Consider the following 20,650-nt stretch of genomic DNA (forward strand, 5'->3'; position numbering starts at 1 on the left):
TTTTTTGTAAATGTCAACCTTTGAAAATAAGTAGATATAAGGAAGTATAATAAGCTATCTGTTAACAGTTAAAAGCTCTTTTTCGGGGCGTTTACTGTTACGGATGGCTTCAATGGCTTGTGCATAGTCAGGAGCATTAAAGACTGCTGAACCGGCTACAATAGCATTAGCACCAGCTTCTAAAACTTGCCATGTATTGTTAGGTTTTAAACCGCCGTCAACCTCAATCCAAGGATCTAAACCACGTTCGTCACACATCTGACGTAAGGCTTTGATTTTAGGCACAACGGAAGGAATGAAACTTTGCCCACCGAAGCCGGGGTTAACACTCATGATTAAAACTAAATCACAAACATCAATCACATAATCAATTAATTCTAAAGGAGTTGAAGGATTAAGCACCACACCTGATAATTTCCCTAACTCACGAATTTGACATAATGTACGATGTAAGTGAGGTGACGCATTATGTTCAGCGTGAACAGAAATAATATCCGCCCCAGCCTTAGCAAAATCGGCAACATATTTTTCAGGTTCGACTATCATTAAATGAACATCTAAAGGTTTTTTGGTATAGGGACGAATTGCTTGTACAATTAAAGGACCAATGGTAATATTAGGTACAAAACGTCCATCCATAACGTCAACGTGAATCCAATCTGCACCTGCTTCATCTACAGCTTTAATATCTTCCCCAAGGCGACTAAAATCAGCAGAAAGAATGGAAGGAGAAATGACGATAGGTTTATTGCTCATGGTTTTGATTCAATATATAATTTAGTTTGGGTTGATTGTAACAAAATATTTAATTTTTCTATAGTGTATCAGTTATCGGTAAAATCGAGAATATGATTAGCTGTCAGCTCTGAGCATTCTAGGTGTGGTACATGACCACAATTTTTTACCCAAATTAATTTACTTTTAGCTATTTTTTGTTGAAATTCCTTAGGGGATTGTATGCCTAAAATTTTATCATTTTCACCCCAAATAATTAAAGTTGGTTGTTTAATATTATCTAATTCAGCCGAAAAAGAGCGATAACCACCACTTTTGGTAAAAGAAATTAAGGCTTTATTCCAATTATCACATTCTAAATGTAAAGCCGCACATTGGAGAGCATCTTCACTGGCAAAATGAGGATCAAAATAAGCTGTTTTACTAATACTTTGTCTAACTTTTAAATTCCTTAAAAATTCTGTTGCTAAATAGTCTAATGGTGGAAGTAAAAATTTACCCATAATCGGTGGTTTTATTAATCCTCCACTGTCTAATAAGATTAATTTTTCTACGGTTTCAGGATAACTTAAAGTAAAGTCAATAGCCGTTGCACCTCCCATAGATGCCCCTATTAAAATTACTGGTTTTTGGATCATTTTTGCCCAAAATTCTTGTAAATGAATCTTAATATTTTCTGATGAATAATTAATAGTTAATTTACGTTCGGTAAAACCAAAACCTAGTAAATCTAAAGCAAAAACTTGATGATTTTTACTCAATAGTGGTAATAAACGGCGAAATTCAAATAATGAGCTATCAAAACCATGCAATAATAAAATAGGTGTTCCTTTTTCTCCTTTATTCAGATAGCTAGTTAAAATATTATCTTCAATTAAAGGTGTTTTTAAAGATGTAAATTTTATCTGCTGAAAAAGATTAATCGAGGTGGATTCTGTTAGTTTTTCTGCTTGAATAATTATATTTTTAGAAAACATTTTCAAATACAGCAGTCAGTTATGAGTTGTGAGAATTATCTTATCGTAAAAGGGAAAAGAGAAAAGAGAAAAAGCAAGAGGGATGGTATCTTCGATTTTTTTCTAATAATTGATTTCTTATAACTGGTTCGGTGATTACTATAATTGATAATTAATAGATAATTATATTGTTATTACTGAGACAAAAGTAAGAGTTGTTAAATTTTATGAAAGTTAATGGAAATTAGTAGTATTTAACCTAGCTAATTCCCCTTAAATTTATTTATAAAACTGTTTTAATTTCAGTAGCAGAAATATTATTAATTCTTGCTTCTAAAGATGCTTTTAAGACTAAGCTACTGCTAACAGATTTATTGGCAATTGTTACCACTGGGTTAGATAAAATACCCAATAAAGATGTAGCGATGAGTAAAAAGACTAAACCTACTTGAATGGGACGCATTCCGGGCATATTCCAACGGACGGGTGGATATTTTTTAACTATATCTGACATTTCATATGGTTCTTTAACTACCATCATTTTTACCACTCGAATATAATAGTAAATGGAGATAACACTGGTAATTAAAGCGACTAAAACTAAGCCATAAAGCCCAGCTTGCCAACCAGCCCAAAAAATGTAAATTTTGCCAAAAAATCCTGCTAAAGGAGGAATTCCGCCTAAAGAAAGCAAACATAGGCTTAATCCGAGGGTTAATAGGGGATCTTTTTGATATAATCCGGCATAATCGCTAATTTTATCTGTACCGGTTCTTAAGGCAAAGAGAATGATACAAGCAAATGCCCCTAAGTTCATGAATAGGTAGATAAACAAGTAAAATATCATACTTGAGTAACCTGCTTGAGTATCAGCGACTAAGCCAATCATCACAAAACCTGCTTGACCGATGGAAGAATATGCTAACATCCTTTTCATGCTAGTTTGTGCTAAGGCTACCACGTTTCCTAATACCATACTCAGAATTGCTAAAGCTGTAAAAATAAAGTGCCATTCTTCGGTTACAGAAGCAAATGCGGTGACAAATAATCTAATGGCGATCGCAAATCCGGCTGCTTTTGAGCCGACGGATAAGAAAGCAACTACAGGAGTAGGTGAACCTTCATACACATCAGGAGTCCACTGGTGAAAAGGCACAGCGGAAATTTTGAAAGCGATACCTGCTACCATGAAAACTAAGGCAATGGCTAAACCCAAAGATTCTAAACCTTCTCCTGCTTGTAAAGTAGCAGTAATGGTATTAATATTGGTCACGCCTCCTGATAGTCCATATAATAATGATGAACCATAGAGGAAAATTGCTGAACTAGCTGCCCCAATTAATAAATATTTCAATGCGGCTTCATTAGAGCGAGGATCTCGTTTCATGTATCCTGTTAATAAATAAGAGGAGATACTGAGCATTTCTAAGGAAACAAAAATCATTACTAATTCAGAAGCACCACAAAGAAGCATTCCGCCTAAAGTTGCTGTTAAAAGGATACCGACAAATTCGGCTAAAGATGTTCCAGTATTTTCAATATAGGCGATGGATAATAGAATAGTGATAGCGGTAGATAAAGCAACAGTGCCACGAAAGACGATACTTAGATTATCAGAGGTAAAAGAGCCTAAAAATGAGGTAGGATTAGGATTATCCCAACCATAGAATAAGGCGATAACGGAGGCTAGTAAACCAGCAATGGCAAAATAAGGCAACCATGGAACAGATTTACGCCCAAAAATTAAATCGATGATTAAAACTAATAATAAGGTAACGATAACGATAGCTTCTGGAAGAATAGCCGAAGCATTTAATAGACTAGCAATTTGACCTGAAAAATCCATAATTAATCAATTTGATAACTCTCAATAGTAATCTTACTCGAAAATAGAAAAATCAATAAATAATTAACAATTTGTATATCAAAAAAGATTTTTAATGTGATTTTCGTAAGAGCTTAAATCCTAATTCTCCTGAAATTATGTTTAAATAGAGATAAAATAGAATGAATAACCATGACAAAACTCTATCTTTTGTGAGTGAAGAAATAAAACAACAAGCCTTAAATATTGGATTTCATAAAGTGGGTATCACAAACGTTGCTATTGATTTGGATAAACAAGCTCAAAATAAACAACGTCTTCAACAATGGTTAGATAAAGGTTATCATGCGCAAATGGCATGGATGAATAATCCTAAACGGCAAGGCATTAAGGAAACTTGGGAAGAAGCTAAATCGATTATTTCTCTTGCTTTAAATTACTATACTCCTGATCAACATTCAGATGACCCAGATACTGCTAAAATTTCTCGCTACGGTTGGGGGAGAGATTATCATAAAGTGATGACAAAAAAACTCAAAACTTTATGTCATTGGTTAATGGGAAAAGATGACCAAATCAAAGTAAGATATTATGTTGATACTGGACCTATTCAAGATAAATTTTGGGCACAACAAGCTGGTATCGGTTGGATAGGGAAAAACGCTAATGTAATTACTAAAGATTATGGTAGTTGGCTATTTTTAGGAGAAATTTTAACTAATATTGAGCTAATTCCAGATCAACCTCATACTAATCATTGTGGTACTTGTACAAGGTGTTTAGATGCTTGTCCTACTCAGGCAATTACTGAGCCTTTTGTGGTTAATGCTAATCTTTGTATTGCCTATCATACCATTGAAAATCGTCAAGAAAATTTACCCACAGAAATTATTTCTAAATTAAACCGTTGGGTAGCAGGTTGTGACATTTGTCAAGATGTTTGCCCTTGGAATCAAAGATTTGCTAAAGTAACGGATGTGCCTGATTTTTTGCCATATCCTGCTAATATTAATCCCAAATTAATAGATTTAGCACAAATTACGGAAGCTGAATGGAATCAACGTTTTCAAGGTTCGGCATTACGCCGTATTAAACCTAAAATGTGGCAACGTAATGCTCAATGTCAAATTAATGAAAGTCAAATTCACGATTAGAATCGATCTATCATAGCTTTTTATAAATTAATAGCATATTTTTTATAGCATATAGTCTATAAACAAGTTTTGCACATTCCATAGTTATTCGTTACTACTTAAAACTAAATATTTTTAAATATTTACAGAATTTGATTTCCTTTATACTCCCTTAATTATAGTTAAAATTTTCCTCACAATAAAATTGTTCATGATAGAAAAAGTTTTGATATTTGATTTTGATGGTACTCTTGCTGATAGTCGTCTGACATTGGTAAAAATTGCTAATGAATTAGCTGATGAATTTGGTTATGAGAAAGTGACCGAAGATGAGATGATTCGTTTAAGTAAATTAAGTTCTAAAGATATTTTTTTGCAATCGCCAATTCCAGCCTATAAAATACCATTTTTATTAAGACGAGTAAAAAAAGAACTAAATCAACACATTGCAAATCTTAAGCCATTTTCGGGAATAAAAGAGGCTTTAATTAATCTTAAAAAACAGGGTTTTACCCATGGTATAGTTACTTCAAATCTGGAAAATAATGTATTAGATTTTCTTAAAAATAATGAGTTAGAGTGTTATTTTGATTTTATTTATTCTGCTAATACACTATTTGGTAAAAATAAAGTAATTAATAAACTAATTAAAAAACATCAATTATTAATTGATACAATATTTTACGTTGGTGATGAAACTCGTGATATTGAAGCGGCACAAAAAAGCAAAATAAAAGTAATAGCAGTAACTTGGGGATTTAATTCCGCAGATGTTTTAGCTGAATATAACCCAGATTTTTTAATTGATAAACCTCAACAGTTAAGCGAAATTTTTAATGAGAAGTTGATGATAAAATCTTAATTAAGGTTTGCCTTATAGTTTTTTGATGAGGATAGGTGTTAGGTATTAGCTGTTAGGTATTAGCTGTTAGGTATTAGGTATCAGGTATTAGGTATCAGGTATTAGGTATCAGGTATTAGGTATCAGGTTAAATAATTATAAATCAAGGTGTTTAGTGTAATTCTTAACTCTATCAAGTATCTTTTGTTACGCTATAGTTTCAGGGAAAATCATCAGAAAAATGTGGAATTTTTGAATAAAATCGGTGAAAACTCTGCACTTTTTTGTTGATGTAATACGTCTAAACCCTTGATTTTAAAGCTTTCTGATTAATTCAGCAAACCCTAATTAAGAAGGGAGGAAAAAGCGAATGGACAAATCTTTGCTATGATTAAGTTTTAGTATTTGATCATCTCAGGTATAAAGAACTTCACTGCTGTACATATAATTTCAAATTAAAATTTATGGCAAAAAAAAGAAATAAAAAATTTACTGATATTTGGTCTAATTTAACAAATTTAGGTAAAATATATGGATTATCAGCTATTAAAATGGGCAAAAAACTTAAAGAATTAGGTTTAAGAAATGACGAGGGAAAACCTACTGAAAAAGCCTTACTAGAAGGTTTTGCTCAATCTACTCCCCTTAAAGATGGTAGCCCTTTTTATATGTGGCATAAACATAAAATTTTAGAATTGATGAGAGAAACTGGTTTTCAAAAATTAGATGAAAATGAAATATTAGCTCAAGATTTAGCAAAAGAATGGATTAAAATTAACCAACTTTATGAGGAAGCAATATCCGGATTTGAAGAAGAAGGTTTATTCATGGAAGCTGAAGAAATCCGAAAAACTGCTATCAAAAAAGGATTAATTCCCAAAATTAATGAAATTTTAACGGAGAAGAAATTTAAAGGGGAAAAAATTACCCCCTAAGGAAAAGCATCAAAACCTATTCATTTTTATTCAGCAACCACTAAAAAGTTAATAAGGCTTAAAACTAGGCATTTTACTTAACGTAAAACAAAAATCATGATCGATTTAATTCCTAGTAATAAACCCTTATTTTTTGATAACAATATTAATAATTGATTATCTTGTTTTTTCTTAAATATGTTTATTAGGCTTCGTTTTTTCCAGTTTGAATATATAAAATCAGGAGAAAAACAGTGGGCACAAGCACAAATAAAAGGGTGGCAACAAAGCCTAAATCGTTAACTTGCATTTTGGTTAATTCTCAGAACTTAACTGACAATCACTAGAATATCATAATTGAGTAATTTCATTAGAAAGAAAATCTAAATTTAACTATTGTAAATAATTGTAAACTTTTCTTGACAAAATTTATGATGGGTTACTATTTCCCTTGATAAAAATTAATGAGATTTTGACGAGGTTTAAATTGCTCAATTTCTCGTATTTGTGCGTATAATTTTTTTTCTTCATCACTGACTTGATCGGGTATAACTATTTGTATTATTACTAATTGATCTCCCCTTTCTCCTCGAATATTCGGATAGCCTTTATTGGCTAATTTGAGTCTTTGTCCTGATTTTACCCCAGCCGGTACGTTCATTTTGACTAAGCCGTCTATAGTAGGTACTTCGATCGCACCACCAACAATAGCTTCTGAAGGGGTTAAAGGAATTTCGCAGGAAATCTCAGAACCTTGTAAACTAAAAAAATCATGAGGTTGAATCAATATTTTTAAATATAAATCTCCTCCTTTGATACCTTGCCCTTTGAGTCGAATTTTTTGTCCATTATACATTCCTGAAGGCATCTCAACTTCGAGCGATCGCCCGTCTTCTAATTTAATTCTCTCCTTACCGCCCTCATAAGCCTTTTCTAAGGGTAAAGTTAATTTAGCTTCAATATCTTTAGGCTGAGAGCGAGGGGGTACGGGTGTTTTAATATTTCCGGGAGTATAATCTCCTGTAGTTACTCTAGTTCTTTGAGGGTTACTTTTAATTCTGGTAGTGTTATTAGAATTAATGTTACCTAAAAAATCGCCTATATTGGGGGGAGTAAAGGGAAAACCAGAATTACTTTTGTTATTTTGTCCTCGAACAAATTTACTTCTGCTACCAAAAAGCTCAAAATCATAAGTCTGACGTTTTTTATTATCAGAGAGGGTGTCGTAAGCTTCGTTAATTTGTTTAAATTTTTCTTCGGAAGTTTTATCACCTGGATTCATGTCGGGATGATACTTTCGGGCTAAACGACGAAACTCTTTTTTGATTTCTTCTGGTGTAGCGTCAATTCTTACGCCTAGAATTTCATAATAGTTGATCACTGTTATCCGTAAATTTTCCATGGTTAATCTTAATTAATAGCTGATCTTACAATTAACAATGAACAATTAACAATTAATATCAGTTGGGAGGAGAGGAGAAAAAGAGGAGAGGAGGAGTATAAAATATTTACTTGCTCATTTTCCATAGCTCACTCTCACAATTTTACTTTGATGATTCCTAGCTTAACTTACTGCTGGAGAAATTTTGGATTGTAAAAATTTGATGATACCTTGTTTTTCGATTAAACCGAGTACAACACCATCTTCTTTCACTACCGTTAATTCTTGTTCTTGTTGTTGTTCTAATAATTTTACTACTTCTAACAAAGAAAGGGTATCAATAACGGTTTTAACTTCGGCTTTCGATTTCATTAAATCTGACACATGAGTATCATTCCATTCCATGGTTGAGACTGAGCGTAAATCGTCTGTATTTAAGACACCGATTAAAACACCTTGTTCATTGGTAACTAAGAATTTACGCCATTGCTGTTTACCGATAACGTAATTATTGGCAAATTCTCTTAAGGTTAAATTATCTTGAATAATGGGGCTTTCAGGTAAAATTGCATCAGCTGCAACATAATGATTGAGTTTATCTTCCATTCTTGCTGATTGAGCGGCATTTCCAGCATTTTGGAGTAAAAACCAACCAATAAATACTGTCCAAAAGTTACCAAAACCAATGACATTTAATGTGCCTAATGCACCAATAATTATTGCACTCCAACCGAAAAATTGTCCGACAATTCCAGCAAAGATAACACCTTTTTGGGGATTACCAGTGATTTTCCAAACTATTGCTTTTAAAACGTTACCACCATCTAAGGGTAAACCTGGAATCATGTTAAATACTGCTAAAATTAAGTTAATAGTGGCGAGTAAGGATACTATCAAACTTAAGGCAAGGGGTAAGGAAAAATTAACGCCAATCAAGCTGAAGATTACAAATAACAATACACTAACTAAAGGACCGGCGATGGCCACTAAAAAGGCTTGTTCGGGAGTTTTGGATTCTTTTTCTAAAGCTGCTAAACCACCAAAAATAAAGAGAGTGATAGATTTTACTTCAATTCCTTGGGCCATGGCGACAAAACTATGACCTAATTCATGGGCTAAAACAGAAGAGAATAAAAGTAATGAGGTGATTAAACCCAATAGCCAAGGTAAAATGCCGGGTAATTGAGTTTGATAGGCTAAATCAGTACCATAGGTTAAAGTCATTAATCCTAGTACTAAAAACCATGAAGGATTGACATAAAAAGGGATACCGAATAAACTACCTACTCTAATATTTCCATTCATAAAAATAAATCTCCGACTTTGGGTGAAATGAAATTTGTTTTTTGATGTCGGGTAAGTAGAGGGAATTGCTTCCCTTTTCTCCCCTAAGAACCGTACGTGCAAGTTTCCAAGCATACGGCTCAAGCATTTACACTACTTAAAATAAACTAAGTTGTATTGGTTGCTTGTTTTTTAACAGTTCCTCTGTTGCGTTCTCATGTGAGTATTGCCCCTTTGGTGTGTTCGTTTTATGTCTCTGTGTTGCCCTCACAGCGACTTTGTGTTGAGCCTTATGGCAGTAATAATGCAGTATTACTAGGTTTTTAGTGTAATTACTTCCACCTAAAGCTCTTGGGATGATGTGATGTATTTCCGTTGATTCACCATTAAATAACGACTGATTACAGTGTGGACAAATGAAGTTTTGTTGCAATGCTACTTTCCTCCATTTTGCGTTATATTTTTCGGATTCCAGTTTGTCCAGTTTCTTTCTACGTTTGTCGAAATACTCTTTTAATTCTGGGTTGTCTGGTGAATTGGTTTTTTCTATGAGTTCATGACGTTTTATATCAATCCAAGCGAATTTGGTAATAAAATTACCATTGGATTTATTGCCAAAAACCCATTTGTTATCCCTATTGGGTTGGAATCTCCCCCAATATTTGTTTTGTGTAAACTTCTTGTTTTTGTTTGGGTGCATTCTTCTAACATACCGAACACATCTTGTAAAGATGTAATTATCAAGATGACTAAAGACTTTCTTGCTTACTGCATTTCGGTAGTAATTTCCCCATCCTCTTACTAATTCGTTGATTTTACCAATTAATAAATCAAGAGGTTTACTTAGACATTCTTTGAATATCTGTTTGATTTTATATTTTACGTTTTTTATTGATTGTCTGGAAGGTTTAATGAGACATTTGTAACCCGTTTTGGTGTTATTTACTTTGTATTGTCTGATGTTATATCCTAGAAAGTCAAAACCTTCTGTGATATGAACAGTTTTCGTCTTCGCTTCTGACAGTCTTATACCTCTTTTGCACATAAAAGGTTTTAGGTCTTTTATGGCTTTTTCGGCATCTTGTCTGCTTTCACAGAAGATTACAAAGTCATCGGCATATCGAACAATTGCCCGATTACCACTAATTTCCCCTCTATAGTTATATTTGACACCAAGTTGTTCTTCCATACCGTGCAGAGCAATATTTGCCAAAAGAGGGCTAATAACACCCCCTTGAGGTGTACCCATCGCTGATGTTTCGAGCGTGTTATTTTTCATAACTCCGCATTTGAGCCATTTTTCGATGTATTCCCGAAAAGGAAAATTACCGATAACCTCTAGTAATGTTTTGTGTTCGATATTATCAAAACATTTCTCAATGTCAGCGTCCACAATCCATTTTTTTGTTTTGTGAGGTCTTGCAAGATTAAAAATCTTAGCTATAGCATCATGAGTACTTCCGCACGGTCTAAAACCGTAACTGATTCCTTCAAAGTAAGCCTCCCAATAAGGTTCTAATGAGTTTCTTACCATGCTTTGAATACAACGGTCATATACTGTGGGTATTCCTAGTGGTCTGACTTTACCATCCTTTTTGGGTATAAACTTGCGAAGAATGGCTTTGGGAGTGTAACCTTTTCTCCAATGTTCTTGAATTATTTTGATTAGTTCTTCCCTCTTTTCAGGAGTAGTGATAAGTAATTTATCTACTCCTGCTGTATTCTTACCATTATTAATTTGTGTAATTTTTCTTACTGATACCAGTATATTTGATAAACTACGGGTTAATAACTTTTGAAGATTTCTGATTTTTCTTTTCAGTGTCTTAGCTTTAAGCAATTGTTCCTGAATAGGTGGTGGTAGATTTCTCTGACCACGATTCCTTTTTACTTCTAAGGTTTTTCTTAGTTCAGTAGTTGTTCTAAAGATACGGTTTCTCAATCTTTGGACATTGTTAATCTGTATTTTCCACTTGATGTCATTCCAGATTATATCTTCTTTATTAGTTACGATTAGAGATTGCTCTCTATCTATCTTTTCCATAATAATTCAAAATTTTCTCCGATTGTTTTTGGAACAGTAAACACCAGTTAAAAGTCAGCACTCTTTTGAGTTGGGTATTTCCTTATCCGTCAGGTTATGTATTCCCTTTTACTTGCGTAATAACGGCATTCGCTTTCTTTAACCTCCTTTACCCTCTGTATCGTAATTTGATATTACTATCTCCTTACTTAATTTCTTAAGAATACATAGGGCTTACCCTGTTTCACATCTTTGAGATATGATGAATTTAGAGGAATGCTATACTCCGAAGGGAATTATGGTCATCAATGTAAAAATGTAAACAGTTTTTACACCTTTTGTACTTATTTAAGTGAAAATAAATACCATGTCCCTCAATCCTTCCCTAATCTAACTTTAACGGGAAAGCATATAATAACGGAGCTTCGGACGCATCCAATCATATTCATCTTTACCTAGCCATGACTTTGATTGTTAGATTTTTCTCCATCTTGACATTTAACCCTCTAGCTGTGATACCTTCTAATTACTCAGAACGCATCTTCGGGCGGTAACGTAGGGGATGACTCCCTAGCTTGATTACTCAAGACTCTCCGATGCGACTTTGCAGGTCGCACCACTTAACTTATATTGTAGAGGATGTGAAAAAACGATAATGGTTAAAATTTTACGGTGATCCACCATTAAAAGTTCGGTTAATTAATATACTTGTTGCACAAGTCTCGGCAATGGGCAATGGGCAATGGCTAAATTCTTCAGGCAATAGTTATTAAAATTGATAATTTCCCATCTAAAATAGATTTGGATTTTTATTTTGCCCTTGTGTCTAAAGTTGAAGATTTGAGTATTACTTATTACTTATTACTTATTATTAGCTGACGGCTTCGGCGATTTTATTTAATTTAGCTCTGTTTCTGCCCTTATTAGATTCGACTTCTTCTACAGGAATAAACTCGATATGATTTAATAAAGTAGTGACAAAGGCAAAAAGTAGAAAGGGTAAAGATAAAACTAAGACAATTCCTACAGTAGCAAAAGCATAAATTTGACGAGTACTACTCCATAAAGCTAAGGTACTAGCCAGACTGATGAAAATAACACCTAACCAAACGATAATTTGACCGTAAATATCACCAAAAGAAAGGGTACAAATCATTCGATATTTTTTTTCATTATCCATAATTTTTTAAATAATATTTTGAGTATGTTGTAGGTTAAAGCCATAACTCAGTTCTAGCTTAAATTCAAAGATTTTAAAAAGATTTGCAAGAATAATTTACAATTTCTATCTGAAAATTTTTAGCTATCATTCATGGTAAAGATAAATATAAGGAATTATTGATGATGAATACTGAATCCATTGTTACTGATCGAGATTATACGGTGATTATTGATAAGAGTAGCAGTTTAAATACTGATGATGGGAAAGGGAAAACTCGCTGGGAAATCGCCCAAGAATCGACTATTGCTCTTGCTCAAAAATGTGATGAAATTGATTCTGATGGCATCACTATTTATCTATATTCTGGGCGTTTTAGACGATATGACAACGTTACAGCCGATAAAGTTAGTGAAATTTATGCTCAAAATGAGCCTATGGGTAAATCTAATTTAAAAAGTGTCTTACAAGATGCTCTAAATAATTACTTTCAGAGGAAAGCCGAAGGTAAAGCTAAAGCTAACGGTGAAACTCTGTTGATTATTACTGATGGTATTCCTGATGAACCAAAAGAGATTATTCGTTTAATTATTGATGCTACTCAAAAAATAGATCGAGATGAAGAGTTAGGAATTTCTTTTATTCAAATTGGTAAGGATAAAAAAGCAACGGAATACTTTAAAGCACTTGATGATTTATTAGAAGAAGCTGGGGCAAAATATGACATTGTGGATACTATCACTATTGATGAGATGGAAAAAATCGGTTTAACCCAAGTTTTGTTAAATGCTGTTATTGATTAGGAATGAGGAATGAGGAATAAGGAATGAGGAATGAGTAGTTACGCCGCTTATCAGCTTATCTCACAACTTTCCTATGTTGAACGGAGGTAAGTTCGTGTAAAATGAATTGCATTGGCACTTATTGAACAGATTATGTTTAAATTTCTCAAACAAGTAACCGATTACGCGAAAGGAAGTGTGGAAGCAGCAAAGTATATTGGGCAAGGTTTTGCTGTTACTTTTGATCATATGAAACGTCGCCCTGTGACAGTACAATATCCCTATGAAAAACTTATTCCTTCTGAGCGATTTAGAGGTAGGATTCATTTTGAATTTGATAAATGTATCGCTTGTGAAGTTTGTGTTCGTGTTTGTCCGATTAATCTACCTGTAGTAGATTGGACGTTTAATAAATCCGTGAAAAAGAAAGAATTAAAACACTATAGCATCGATTTTGGGGTATGTATTTTTTGCGGTAACTGTGTTGAATATTGCCCGACAAATTGTTTATCGATGACGGAAGAATATGAATTAGCGGCTTATGATCGTCATGAATTAAATTATGATAACGTGGCTTTAGGACGCTTACCGACAAAAGTAACGGAAGATCCGATGGTAACACCTCTTAAACAATTAGGATATTTACCAAAAGGCGTTATTGAACCTCATGATTTACCTAAAGGTAGTCAACGTGCTGGGAAAAATCCTCAAGATATAGTTAATAATAAATAGTGAGTTAATTTTTAATAGTGAATAATGAATAGTTATTAGTTATTCAATAATGCTTACTGAATTATTAGTCGTTAGTTGTTCAAATATTTTTCAAAAGGTAGATTAAATCGTGGAAATATCACAGAGTACTCAATTTGTAGCTTTCGTTATCCTCTCAATACTAATGATTGGCACTGCATTAGGTGTTGTTTTATTAGATAAAATCGTTTACTCGGCTTTTCTTTTGGCAGGAGTATTTTTAAGTATTTCAGGCTTATATATTCTACTTAATGCTGATTTTGTTGCGGCTGCACAAATTTTAGTTTATGTAGGTGCAGTCAATGTACTTATTCTATTCGCAATTATGTTGGTAAATAAAACTGAAAATTTCCAAGAAGTAAAAGGTAGATGGATTCGTCAAATTGCCACTGCTTTAGTTTGTTTTGGTTTATTCGCTTTATTGGCTACTATGGTTTTAGTTACTCCTTGGCAATTATCGGTAATTTCCCCAGCTATCATTGAAAACACTATTGTTACTATTGGTAAACATTTCTTTAGTGACTATCTTTTACCTTTTGAAGTGCTTTCTGTTTTGCTTTTAATGGCAATGGTAGGGGCAATTATCTTAGCGCGTCGAGATTTAATTCCCACTGCCCAAAAAACTAGAGAAATTTATACCACTTCTTTGACTTTACCTGAAAAACCTCGAGATTTGATTTCTTCTGGGAAATAAAACTATAGCAATCCTATTTGTGAGAATTATTTTCTCTTTTTCGGGAAGAGGGAAGAAAGATGACACAGGAGATGTTTTTAAATAATCATTGAAATATAAACAATAACTATGGACATTCAATTAGAATATTTTTTGATTTTAGCGGCGGCTTTATTTTGTATCGGTATTTTTGGTTTAGTTACCAGTCGTAATGCAGTAAGAGTTTTAATGTCGATCGAATTGTTACTAAATGCTGTTAATCTTAATTTAATGGGATTTTCTAACTATTTAGATCCGGGGGAAATTAAAGGGCAAGTTTTTGCGGTATTTGTCATTACTATTGCCGCGGCAGAGGCTGCCGTAGGTTTAGCTATTATTTTGGCTATTTATCGTAATCGTGACACTATTGATATGGAACGTTTTAACCTTCTTAAATGGTAAACTAACTAGGGGTTGCGGTTGGGAATTATAAAGCTATTAAAATTAATGGTTTGGACATAATACATTGCTCTAAGAATTTAGAATTTAGAATAAGGAAATTTAGCCATTGCCCAAATAAATTGTTAATTGTTAATTGCCCATTGTCGATTGCCCTGTGCATCTTTATCCATTGCAAGAGTGCCCATTCCCTATCCTTACCAAAACACTTTTTGACGCACCCCCTAACTATATAATTAACAATTAACGATTCAAGAAGGCAGAGATAATTAATAAGTTAGCAAAAATGAAAATTTTTCAGGTTATTACACAGTTTTTGAAAATTAAAAATTACTCTTTTTTGTCTTCTAATTTACTAATATTTATTGTATTAAATTCATTGGTAAATACCACAAATAAAAGATTTTTACCACTTACATTAGCATCAGTATCGGCTACAGAAATTAATTTTTTTCGTGCTTCTCCTCGTTTAACTAGAAGTGTAGCAACTTTTACTTTGCCTGATGTTGTCTCTACATATATTTTTGAAATTGAAATTCCTGAAAATGTAGGCAATAATGTACAAAAAATAGTTATTAATCAACAAAAGAATTTTGAAACTATTACTTTTTTCCCTGATGATACTAGGGTTTTTATTCTTACTCAAAATAAACAATCTCTTGATGTTAATAGTACTTTAAATGTTACTAATGACAAAAATGAAATTATTATTAATTTGTTACAACCGGCAAAACCGGGGGAAAAACTTAGATTAACTATTCGTGCCCGAAATCCTCTCTATGGTGGAATATATCAATTTGGTGTTACTATTTATCCGGAAGGAAATAATCCTCAGAGTTTATATTTAGGTATTGGTAGGTTTCATTTTGATATGCGTGGAGGAAGGTTTTAAATACCTTAAATTATAATTTTACATGATGATTTTTAAAGAATTAGTTTTAGAAAATTTTGGTCCTTATAAAGGTAAAAATATTATTAATTTAATCCCTGAAAAAGGATTAGATAATGCCCCAATAGTTTTATTTGGTGGTATGAATGGTGGTGGCAAAACAACTTTAATGGATAGTATTCGTTTGGCACTTTATGGTAAAAGATCTGATTGTTCTAATCGAGAAAATTTAAGTTATAATGATTTTTTAATTCAGTGTGTTAATAATCAAATTTCTCTGGGAGAAAAAACGAGAATCGAGTTAAGTTTTGAGCATATCGTTAATGATGAATGGATAGAGTTAAAAATTGTTCGATATTGGGAAAAAAATGTTAAAGATGGGAAGGATAATTTAGGTGTTATTGAAGGGGAGTTTCCCGATGTAAATTTAACAGAAAATTGGGATGAATATGTAGAAAATTTTTTGCCTTTAGGTATTTCTAATCTCTTTTTATTTGATGGTGAACAAGTTAAAGAATTAGCTGAACAAGATTTACCTACTAATGCAGTTAAAGAAGCGATGAAGTCTTTATTAGGATTAGAGTTAGCTGATAAATTAATCCTTGATTTAGATGTTTTAATTAATCGAAAAGATAAAATATCAGATCAAGAAATTGCTGATCAAAATTTTCTTGATTTAGAAGGAGAATTATTAGTCTTAGAAGAACAAAAAAAGACGTTATTAGAAGAGTTAAGTATTCAAGAAAAAAATCTTAAATTAGCTAATAAAAGTTATCTTCAGGCTTCTAATAATCTAAAAAATGAAGGGGGGAAAGTTGCGGCTGAAAAATATAAGTTACATGATAAACAAAAGTCTTTAGAAAATGAGATTGAAAATATTTATTCCGAATTAAGATATTTAGCTAGTCAAAGTTTTCCTTTAATTTTAATTACTGATTTATTAAATAGTTTAAAAATTGAACTTCAGGAAGAATCAAAATTATTGAAAATAAAAAATGCTCAAGGTTTATGGGAAGAAAAAGATCAAAAATTATTATCATTTTTACAAAATTTAGATATTGATAACTATAAATATAGTCAAATTAAAGATTTTTTACAGTCAGAAAGTTTATTTTTACAACAACAGCTAAAGGGTGATAAAATTTACCTGAATGCAGAGGATGTTACTTTACCAAAACTTGATAATATTTTACAAAATTTATTACCAACTCAACAAGTTCAAGTACAAGAAAAGTTAAGTAAATTAGCACAGTTAGAAAATCAATTAATTATGATTGAAGAAACTATTATTCGTGTTGATTCTCCTGAAGCCTACAAAAATTTAGAGCGAGAATATCGAAATGAAGAAAAGGCTTTAATTCAGATAAAAATTAAGTGTGAAACAATTAAACAAACTTTAAATGCAGTGGAAAAGAAAATTGCTGATGTCAGAAAAAAACTTAGTAATTATGGTGAAAATAATTTAAAAAATTTGCAGGTACAACATATTGTTGAAATGATGCCAAAAGTTAAGCAAACTTTAAGTTTATTTAAACATAAGTTGACTTTAAGAAAGTTAAATAAATTAGAATTGGAGGTAACAAATTGTTTTCGTTATCTACTCCATAAATCCCATTTTGTGGCGAAAGTGGCTATTGATGCGGATAGTTTTGCTCTAAGTATATATGATCATCAGGGTTTAGTGATTCCTAAAAATCGTTTATCGGCAGGGGAGAAACAATTATTAGCCATTGCGTTATTATGGGGATTGGCAAGGGTTTCAGGGAAAAATTTACCTATCGCTATTGATACTCCTCTTGGACGTTTGGATTCTTCTCATCGCTATAATTTAATTGAGCGTTATTTTCCCACCGCTTCTCATCAGGTGATTTTGCTTTCTACTGACACGGAAATTGGCAAATCTGAGGTTAATTTTTTACGAGAAAAACAAGCGATCGCTAGAGAGTATCTTTTAGATTATGATAGTAAAACTAATCAAACAAGGGTTAAATCTGGTTATTTTTTTTAATGGTCAATATTTTTGTTTTGCATTTTCATTAAATAAGCATCAAGTTCTTCTGTACTCTGAAAAACCTCAGAAATTGGTACTGCTTTGACAATGTTAAAAACTTTCTTCACTTGAGGAGTAAGATTAATAAAACAAATTTGTCCTTGTCTTGATTTCATAATTTTTCGGGCTTTGGCAAAAATTCGTAAACCAGCACTGGAGATAAAATTGAGTTTCTGAAGATCAAAAACAAGATTTGTGATACGATTATCAAGTTTAATAATTAATTGATCTAGATCTGATGCGGTATTCGTATCTAGTTCTCCATCAAGAATCAGATACATAGTTGTTAGTCCAGTAAATTTTGTTTGAATTTTTAGTTTCATCTTTTTTGTGATTAAATAGTTAAAAATTTTTGAGGTTATTAATTTCAGGAGTAAATTCTTTTTTAGGCAATATTCAATTTACATTTTTTTTGTGATAGTTTTATAAATAGTTAAAATATTTTTGCCTTGAGCATAAGTATAGTCTATTTGATCTACTAACTCTCTTACTAAATAAAAACCAAGCCCTCCTTGTTCGCGCTCTTCGTCATTCATGGATAAATCAGGGGCCTCAATTTCTGTCAGAGGGTTAAAAGGTTTACCGCTATCTTGAAAAATGAGAATCAGAGATTGATCTCCTATTTTAATTTGTAAATCAATGGAATATTTACTTTGATGATCACCGCCATAGTTAATAATATTAACTAATATTTCTTCTACAATTAGTTGAGTATCTTCGATAGATTCTACGGTTAAAGATTCTCCTCTCAAAATTTTACCTAAATGAGGCTTGACTCTTTCTAATTCAGTTAATTCATTATTAATTGTAATTGTCCATTCCAAAATATTCATCTCCTGATAAAAAGAACTTAAAGGTTGATATTGAAGTACTAGCAAAGTTAGATCATCTGATTGTGAAGCATTATTAATAAATTGCTGATGAAAGTATTGAATTGTGTGGATTACTCTAGCAGGATTATATAATAAACTATTTGTAATCGCATTAATTAATCGCTCTTCGGAAAACATATCTCCTTGTACATTCATCGCCTCGGTAATACCATCAGTGTAAAGTACAATTAAATCATTCGGCTTTAATAAGTACTCTTGTTGGACAAAAAAAGCATCTTCTTCTAATCCTAAGGGAGGCCCAGTTTCTAAATCTAAAAAGTGAACTTTTCCTTCTCGTAACAATAAGGGGGCATCATGACCGGCACTAGCATAATTTAAGATTCCTGTTTGTAAGTCTAGCACAGCACAAAACAAAGTTACAAATAAGCATTCTTCATTATCGATACAAAGTTCATGATTGACAGCTTTTAAAATCATTTCTGGGGTACTGGTGCTTTTGGTTATGGTACGAATAAAACTAACTGTTCGTGCCATCAATAATGCGGCGGGGACACCTTTATCAGCTACGTCACCAATAATTAAACAAAGACGGTTACTGTGCGGATCTGTTTGATCGCTATTGAGAGAAAAGAAATCATAGAGATCTCCTCCAACTAACCTCGCTGGCTGAAATAAAGCTGAAATTTCATAGTGTTGATTAGAACCATCTATAACTTCAATACGAGGTATCATGGAACGTTGAATTTGAGCTGCGATGGAAAGTTCAGATTCCATTTTTTGTTGAGTGGCAGTAGTTTTTTGTAATTCCTTAATATAGGTTTTTAAGGCATCACGCATATGATGAAAAGCTGCAGTAAGTCTTCCTACTTCATCTCGTTGATTAGTAACAGGTAATATTGTATTAAGATTACCTTGAGCAATATTTTCAGTGCTAAGAATTAAAGCTCTTAGGGAACGAGTTGTTTGGCGAGAAATGAGCATAATTGCTAAACAAATAAGGATCAGATCTTTCATCATAGAAATAATCATGATCCAAAGATAATTTTGGCGAAATTTTTTCATTTGTGTCTCGGGAAAAGCAATACCCAAACCCCAATCAGTTTCAGGTAAGATACTAAAAATGAGAGTGCCTTGAAAGTCAGTAAAAATTTGAGGATTTGAACTATTTTTATTAATCTTATCTTTAGACTGAAACTCAGGTATCGTAGTATATTTTTGAGAAAACCAAGTGAGCGATCGTATGGTTTCTGAAGGAGTTACTAGCCATTGCTTAGTTGCTAAATTAATCACAAAAGGTTCTCCCATCGAAAAATGATTTACTTTGTCTTCTAAATAAAGTTTACGAGTTACTAATGGTTTGAGCCAATCTAAAGTTACTTCCATGGCTAATAAATTTTGGGTTACTTTTTCTTGACCAAAAGAAGTACAATAAATTATCTTCGGGAATTTACTTAAGGATTTTTCTTGATCAGTATTCGACCAAAAAGGTAGAGGTGTTTTTGAATTATTTTGGCAATAATTAAGTAAATTTTTAATCTCAACCTCTTTCATTACCTGCTTTTTACCTAAAGTATTAGTATTGAAACCCAATAATTCAGAAGAATTAATGATTTGATCTTCTTTGGATAAACTCCCAACGGCAACAGCTTTGATTAATGGTTGTTGTTGTATTAATGTTTGTATTAATAATATCTTGTTTTGATTAGTAACCTTTTCGGTGGATTGGTTTGACTTAATAATTGAATCGGTATTTTGTTCAAGTGATCGCACAATTCCTTCAATTTCAACGGTGACAGCATCAATACGTGATTGGGCAACATCCATCATCCATGTCACTACTCCTAACTGAACTACTTTGCGCATATGCCAGTAAGATCCGCTATAGATAAATAAACCGGCAATAACACAACCAAAAATAAGGCGATGAGTTATGCTTTTAAATTGAAACTGGGGTAATTTGGGCATATTTAAGGTGATTTTTTGG

Annotated in this window: 19 protein-coding genes; 9 read left to right on the top strand and 10 right to left on the bottom strand. The window is 32.5% G+C overall.

The window, feature by feature from the left end; all coding sequences use genetic code 11:
* Positions 1 to 54: 54 nt before the first annotated feature.
* The 3 genes from rpe to FWJ34_RS06945 form a co-directional block, all read right to left on the bottom strand.
* Entirely contained in the window at positions 55 to 756 is a 702-nt protein-coding gene (rpe, locus tag FWJ34_RS06935; RefSeq protein WP_308254599.1) for a ribulose-phosphate 3-epimerase, read from the bottom strand.
* Between the two features lie 68 nt (positions 757 to 824).
* Positions 825 to 1,712, bottom strand: coding sequence for an alpha/beta hydrolase (locus tag FWJ34_RS06940; protein WP_308254600.1), 888 nt, complete (start codon positions 1,710 to 1,712; stop codon positions 825 to 827).
* 262 nt (positions 1,713 to 1,974) lie between these two features.
* Complete coding sequence (locus FWJ34_RS06945; protein ID WP_308254601.1) at positions 1,975 to 3,537, bottom strand: NAD(P)H-quinone oxidoreductase subunit N; 1,563 nt, start codon at positions 3,535 to 3,537, stop codon at positions 1,975 to 1,977.
* A 161-nt stretch (positions 3,538 to 3,698) separates the two neighbouring features.
* Here FWJ34_RS06945 and queG point away from each other — a divergent pair, with 161 nt between their 5' ends.
* From queG to FWJ34_RS06960, 3 genes are all read left to right on the top strand, one after another.
* Positions 3,699 to 4,670 carry a tRNA epoxyqueuosine(34) reductase QueG gene (gene queG / locus FWJ34_RS06950; RefSeq protein WP_308254602.1) on the top strand — a complete coding sequence of 324 codons (972 nt, stop codon included), beginning with the start codon at positions 3,699 to 3,701 and terminating at the stop codon, positions 4,668 to 4,670.
* Positions 4,671 to 4,860: 190 nt separating this feature from the next.
* Positions 4,861 to 5,511: an HAD hydrolase-like protein gene (locus FWJ34_RS06955; protein WP_308254603.1), complete on the top strand. Its 651-nt coding sequence runs from the start codon at positions 4,861 to 4,863 to the stop codon at positions 5,509 to 5,511.
* A gap of 443 nt (positions 5,512 to 5,954) precedes the next feature.
* Positions 5,955 to 6,425 (top strand): hypothetical protein, encoded by a 471-nt coding sequence (locus tag FWJ34_RS06960; RefSeq protein WP_308254604.1) that lies wholly within the window; start codon positions 5,955 to 5,957, stop codon positions 6,423 to 6,425.
* Between the two features lie 184 nt (positions 6,426 to 6,609).
* On the opposite strand, the gene psbM is transcribed toward FWJ34_RS06960, so the two are convergent.
* The 5 genes from psbM to FWJ34_RS06985 form a co-directional block, all read right to left on the bottom strand.
* Positions 6,610 to 6,714, bottom strand: a complete 105-nt coding sequence (psbM, locus tag FWJ34_RS06965; RefSeq protein ID WP_015221999.1) for a photosystem II reaction center protein PsbM — start codon at positions 6,712 to 6,714, stop codon at positions 6,610 to 6,612.
* A 132-nt stretch (positions 6,715 to 6,846) separates the two neighbouring features.
* Entirely contained in the window at positions 6,847 to 7,806 is a 960-nt protein-coding gene (locus FWJ34_RS06970) for a J domain-containing protein (RefSeq protein ID WP_308254605.1), read from the bottom strand.
* Between the two features lie 162 nt (positions 7,807 to 7,968).
* Entirely contained in the window at positions 7,969 to 9,090 is a 1,122-nt protein-coding gene (locus FWJ34_RS06975) for a site-2 protease family protein (RefSeq protein ID WP_308254606.1), read from the bottom strand.
* A 136-nt stretch (positions 9,091 to 9,226) separates the two neighbouring features.
* Positions 9,227 to 11,113: a group II intron reverse transcriptase/maturase gene (gene ltrA, locus FWJ34_RS06980; protein ID WP_308254607.1), complete on the bottom strand. Its 1,887-nt coding sequence runs from the start codon at positions 11,111 to 11,113 to the stop codon at positions 9,227 to 9,229.
* Positions 11,114 to 11,963: 850 nt separating this feature from the next.
* The gene (locus FWJ34_RS06985; RefSeq protein ID WP_308254608.1) at positions 11,964 to 12,272 is read right to left on the bottom strand and encodes a hypothetical protein; all 309 of its coding nucleotides are present in this window, start codon (positions 12,270 to 12,272) and stop codon (positions 11,964 to 11,966) included.
* A gap of 164 nt (positions 12,273 to 12,436) precedes the next feature.
* Here FWJ34_RS06985 and FWJ34_RS06990 point away from each other — a divergent pair, with 164 nt between their 5' ends.
* The 6 genes from FWJ34_RS06990 to dndD all read left to right on the top strand — a co-directional run bounded on the left by FWJ34_RS06990 (position 12,437) and on the right by dndD (position 17,791).
* The gene (locus tag FWJ34_RS06990; protein WP_308254622.1) at positions 12,437 to 13,054 is read left to right on the top strand and encodes a VWA domain-containing protein; all 618 of its coding nucleotides are present in this window, start codon (positions 12,437 to 12,439) and stop codon (positions 13,052 to 13,054) included.
* A gap of 132 nt (positions 13,055 to 13,186) precedes the next feature.
* Positions 13,187 to 13,765 carry an NAD(P)H-quinone oxidoreductase subunit I gene (gene ndhI, locus FWJ34_RS06995; protein ID WP_308254609.1) on the top strand — a complete coding sequence of 193 codons (579 nt, stop codon included), beginning with the start codon at positions 13,187 to 13,189 and terminating at the stop codon, positions 13,763 to 13,765.
* 109 nt (positions 13,766 to 13,874) lie between these two features.
* Positions 13,875 to 14,477 carry an NADH-quinone oxidoreductase subunit J gene (locus FWJ34_RS07000; protein ID WP_308254610.1) on the top strand — a complete coding sequence of 201 codons (603 nt, stop codon included), beginning with the start codon at positions 13,875 to 13,877 and terminating at the stop codon, positions 14,475 to 14,477.
* A gap of 114 nt (positions 14,478 to 14,591) precedes the next feature.
* Complete coding sequence (gene nuoK, locus FWJ34_RS07005; protein WP_308254623.1) at positions 14,592 to 14,897, top strand: NADH-quinone oxidoreductase subunit NuoK; 306 nt, start codon at positions 14,592 to 14,594, stop codon at positions 14,895 to 14,897.
* A gap of 376 nt (positions 14,898 to 15,273) precedes the next feature.
* The gene (locus FWJ34_RS07010; protein ID WP_308254611.1) at positions 15,274 to 15,786 is read left to right on the top strand and encodes a DUF2808 domain-containing protein; all 513 of its coding nucleotides are present in this window, start codon (positions 15,274 to 15,276) and stop codon (positions 15,784 to 15,786) included.
* A gap of 22 nt (positions 15,787 to 15,808) precedes the next feature.
* Positions 15,809 to 17,791 (top strand): DNA sulfur modification protein DndD, encoded by a 1,983-nt coding sequence (gene dndD / locus FWJ34_RS07015; RefSeq protein WP_308254612.1) that lies wholly within the window; start codon positions 15,809 to 15,811, stop codon positions 17,789 to 17,791.
* Here the strand turns inward: dndD and FWJ34_RS07020 are convergent.
* Positions 17,788 to 18,156: an STAS domain-containing protein gene (locus FWJ34_RS07020; RefSeq protein ID WP_308254613.1), complete on the bottom strand. Its 369-nt coding sequence runs from the start codon at positions 18,154 to 18,156 to the stop codon at positions 17,788 to 17,790. The two genes, dndD and FWJ34_RS07020, sit on opposite strands and share 4 nt — an antisense overlap.
* Before the next feature lie 78 nt (positions 18,157 to 18,234).
* Positions 18,235 to 20,631: a SpoIIE family protein phosphatase gene (locus FWJ34_RS07025; protein WP_308254614.1), complete on the bottom strand. Its 2,397-nt coding sequence runs from the start codon at positions 20,629 to 20,631 to the stop codon at positions 18,235 to 18,237.
* Positions 20,632 to 20,650 lie beyond the last annotated feature (19 nt).

The organism is Geminocystis sp. GBBB08 (assembly GCF_016743215.1).
Taxonomy (GTDB): Bacteria; Cyanobacteriota; Cyanobacteriia; order Cyanobacteriales; family Cyanobacteriaceae; genus Geminocystis.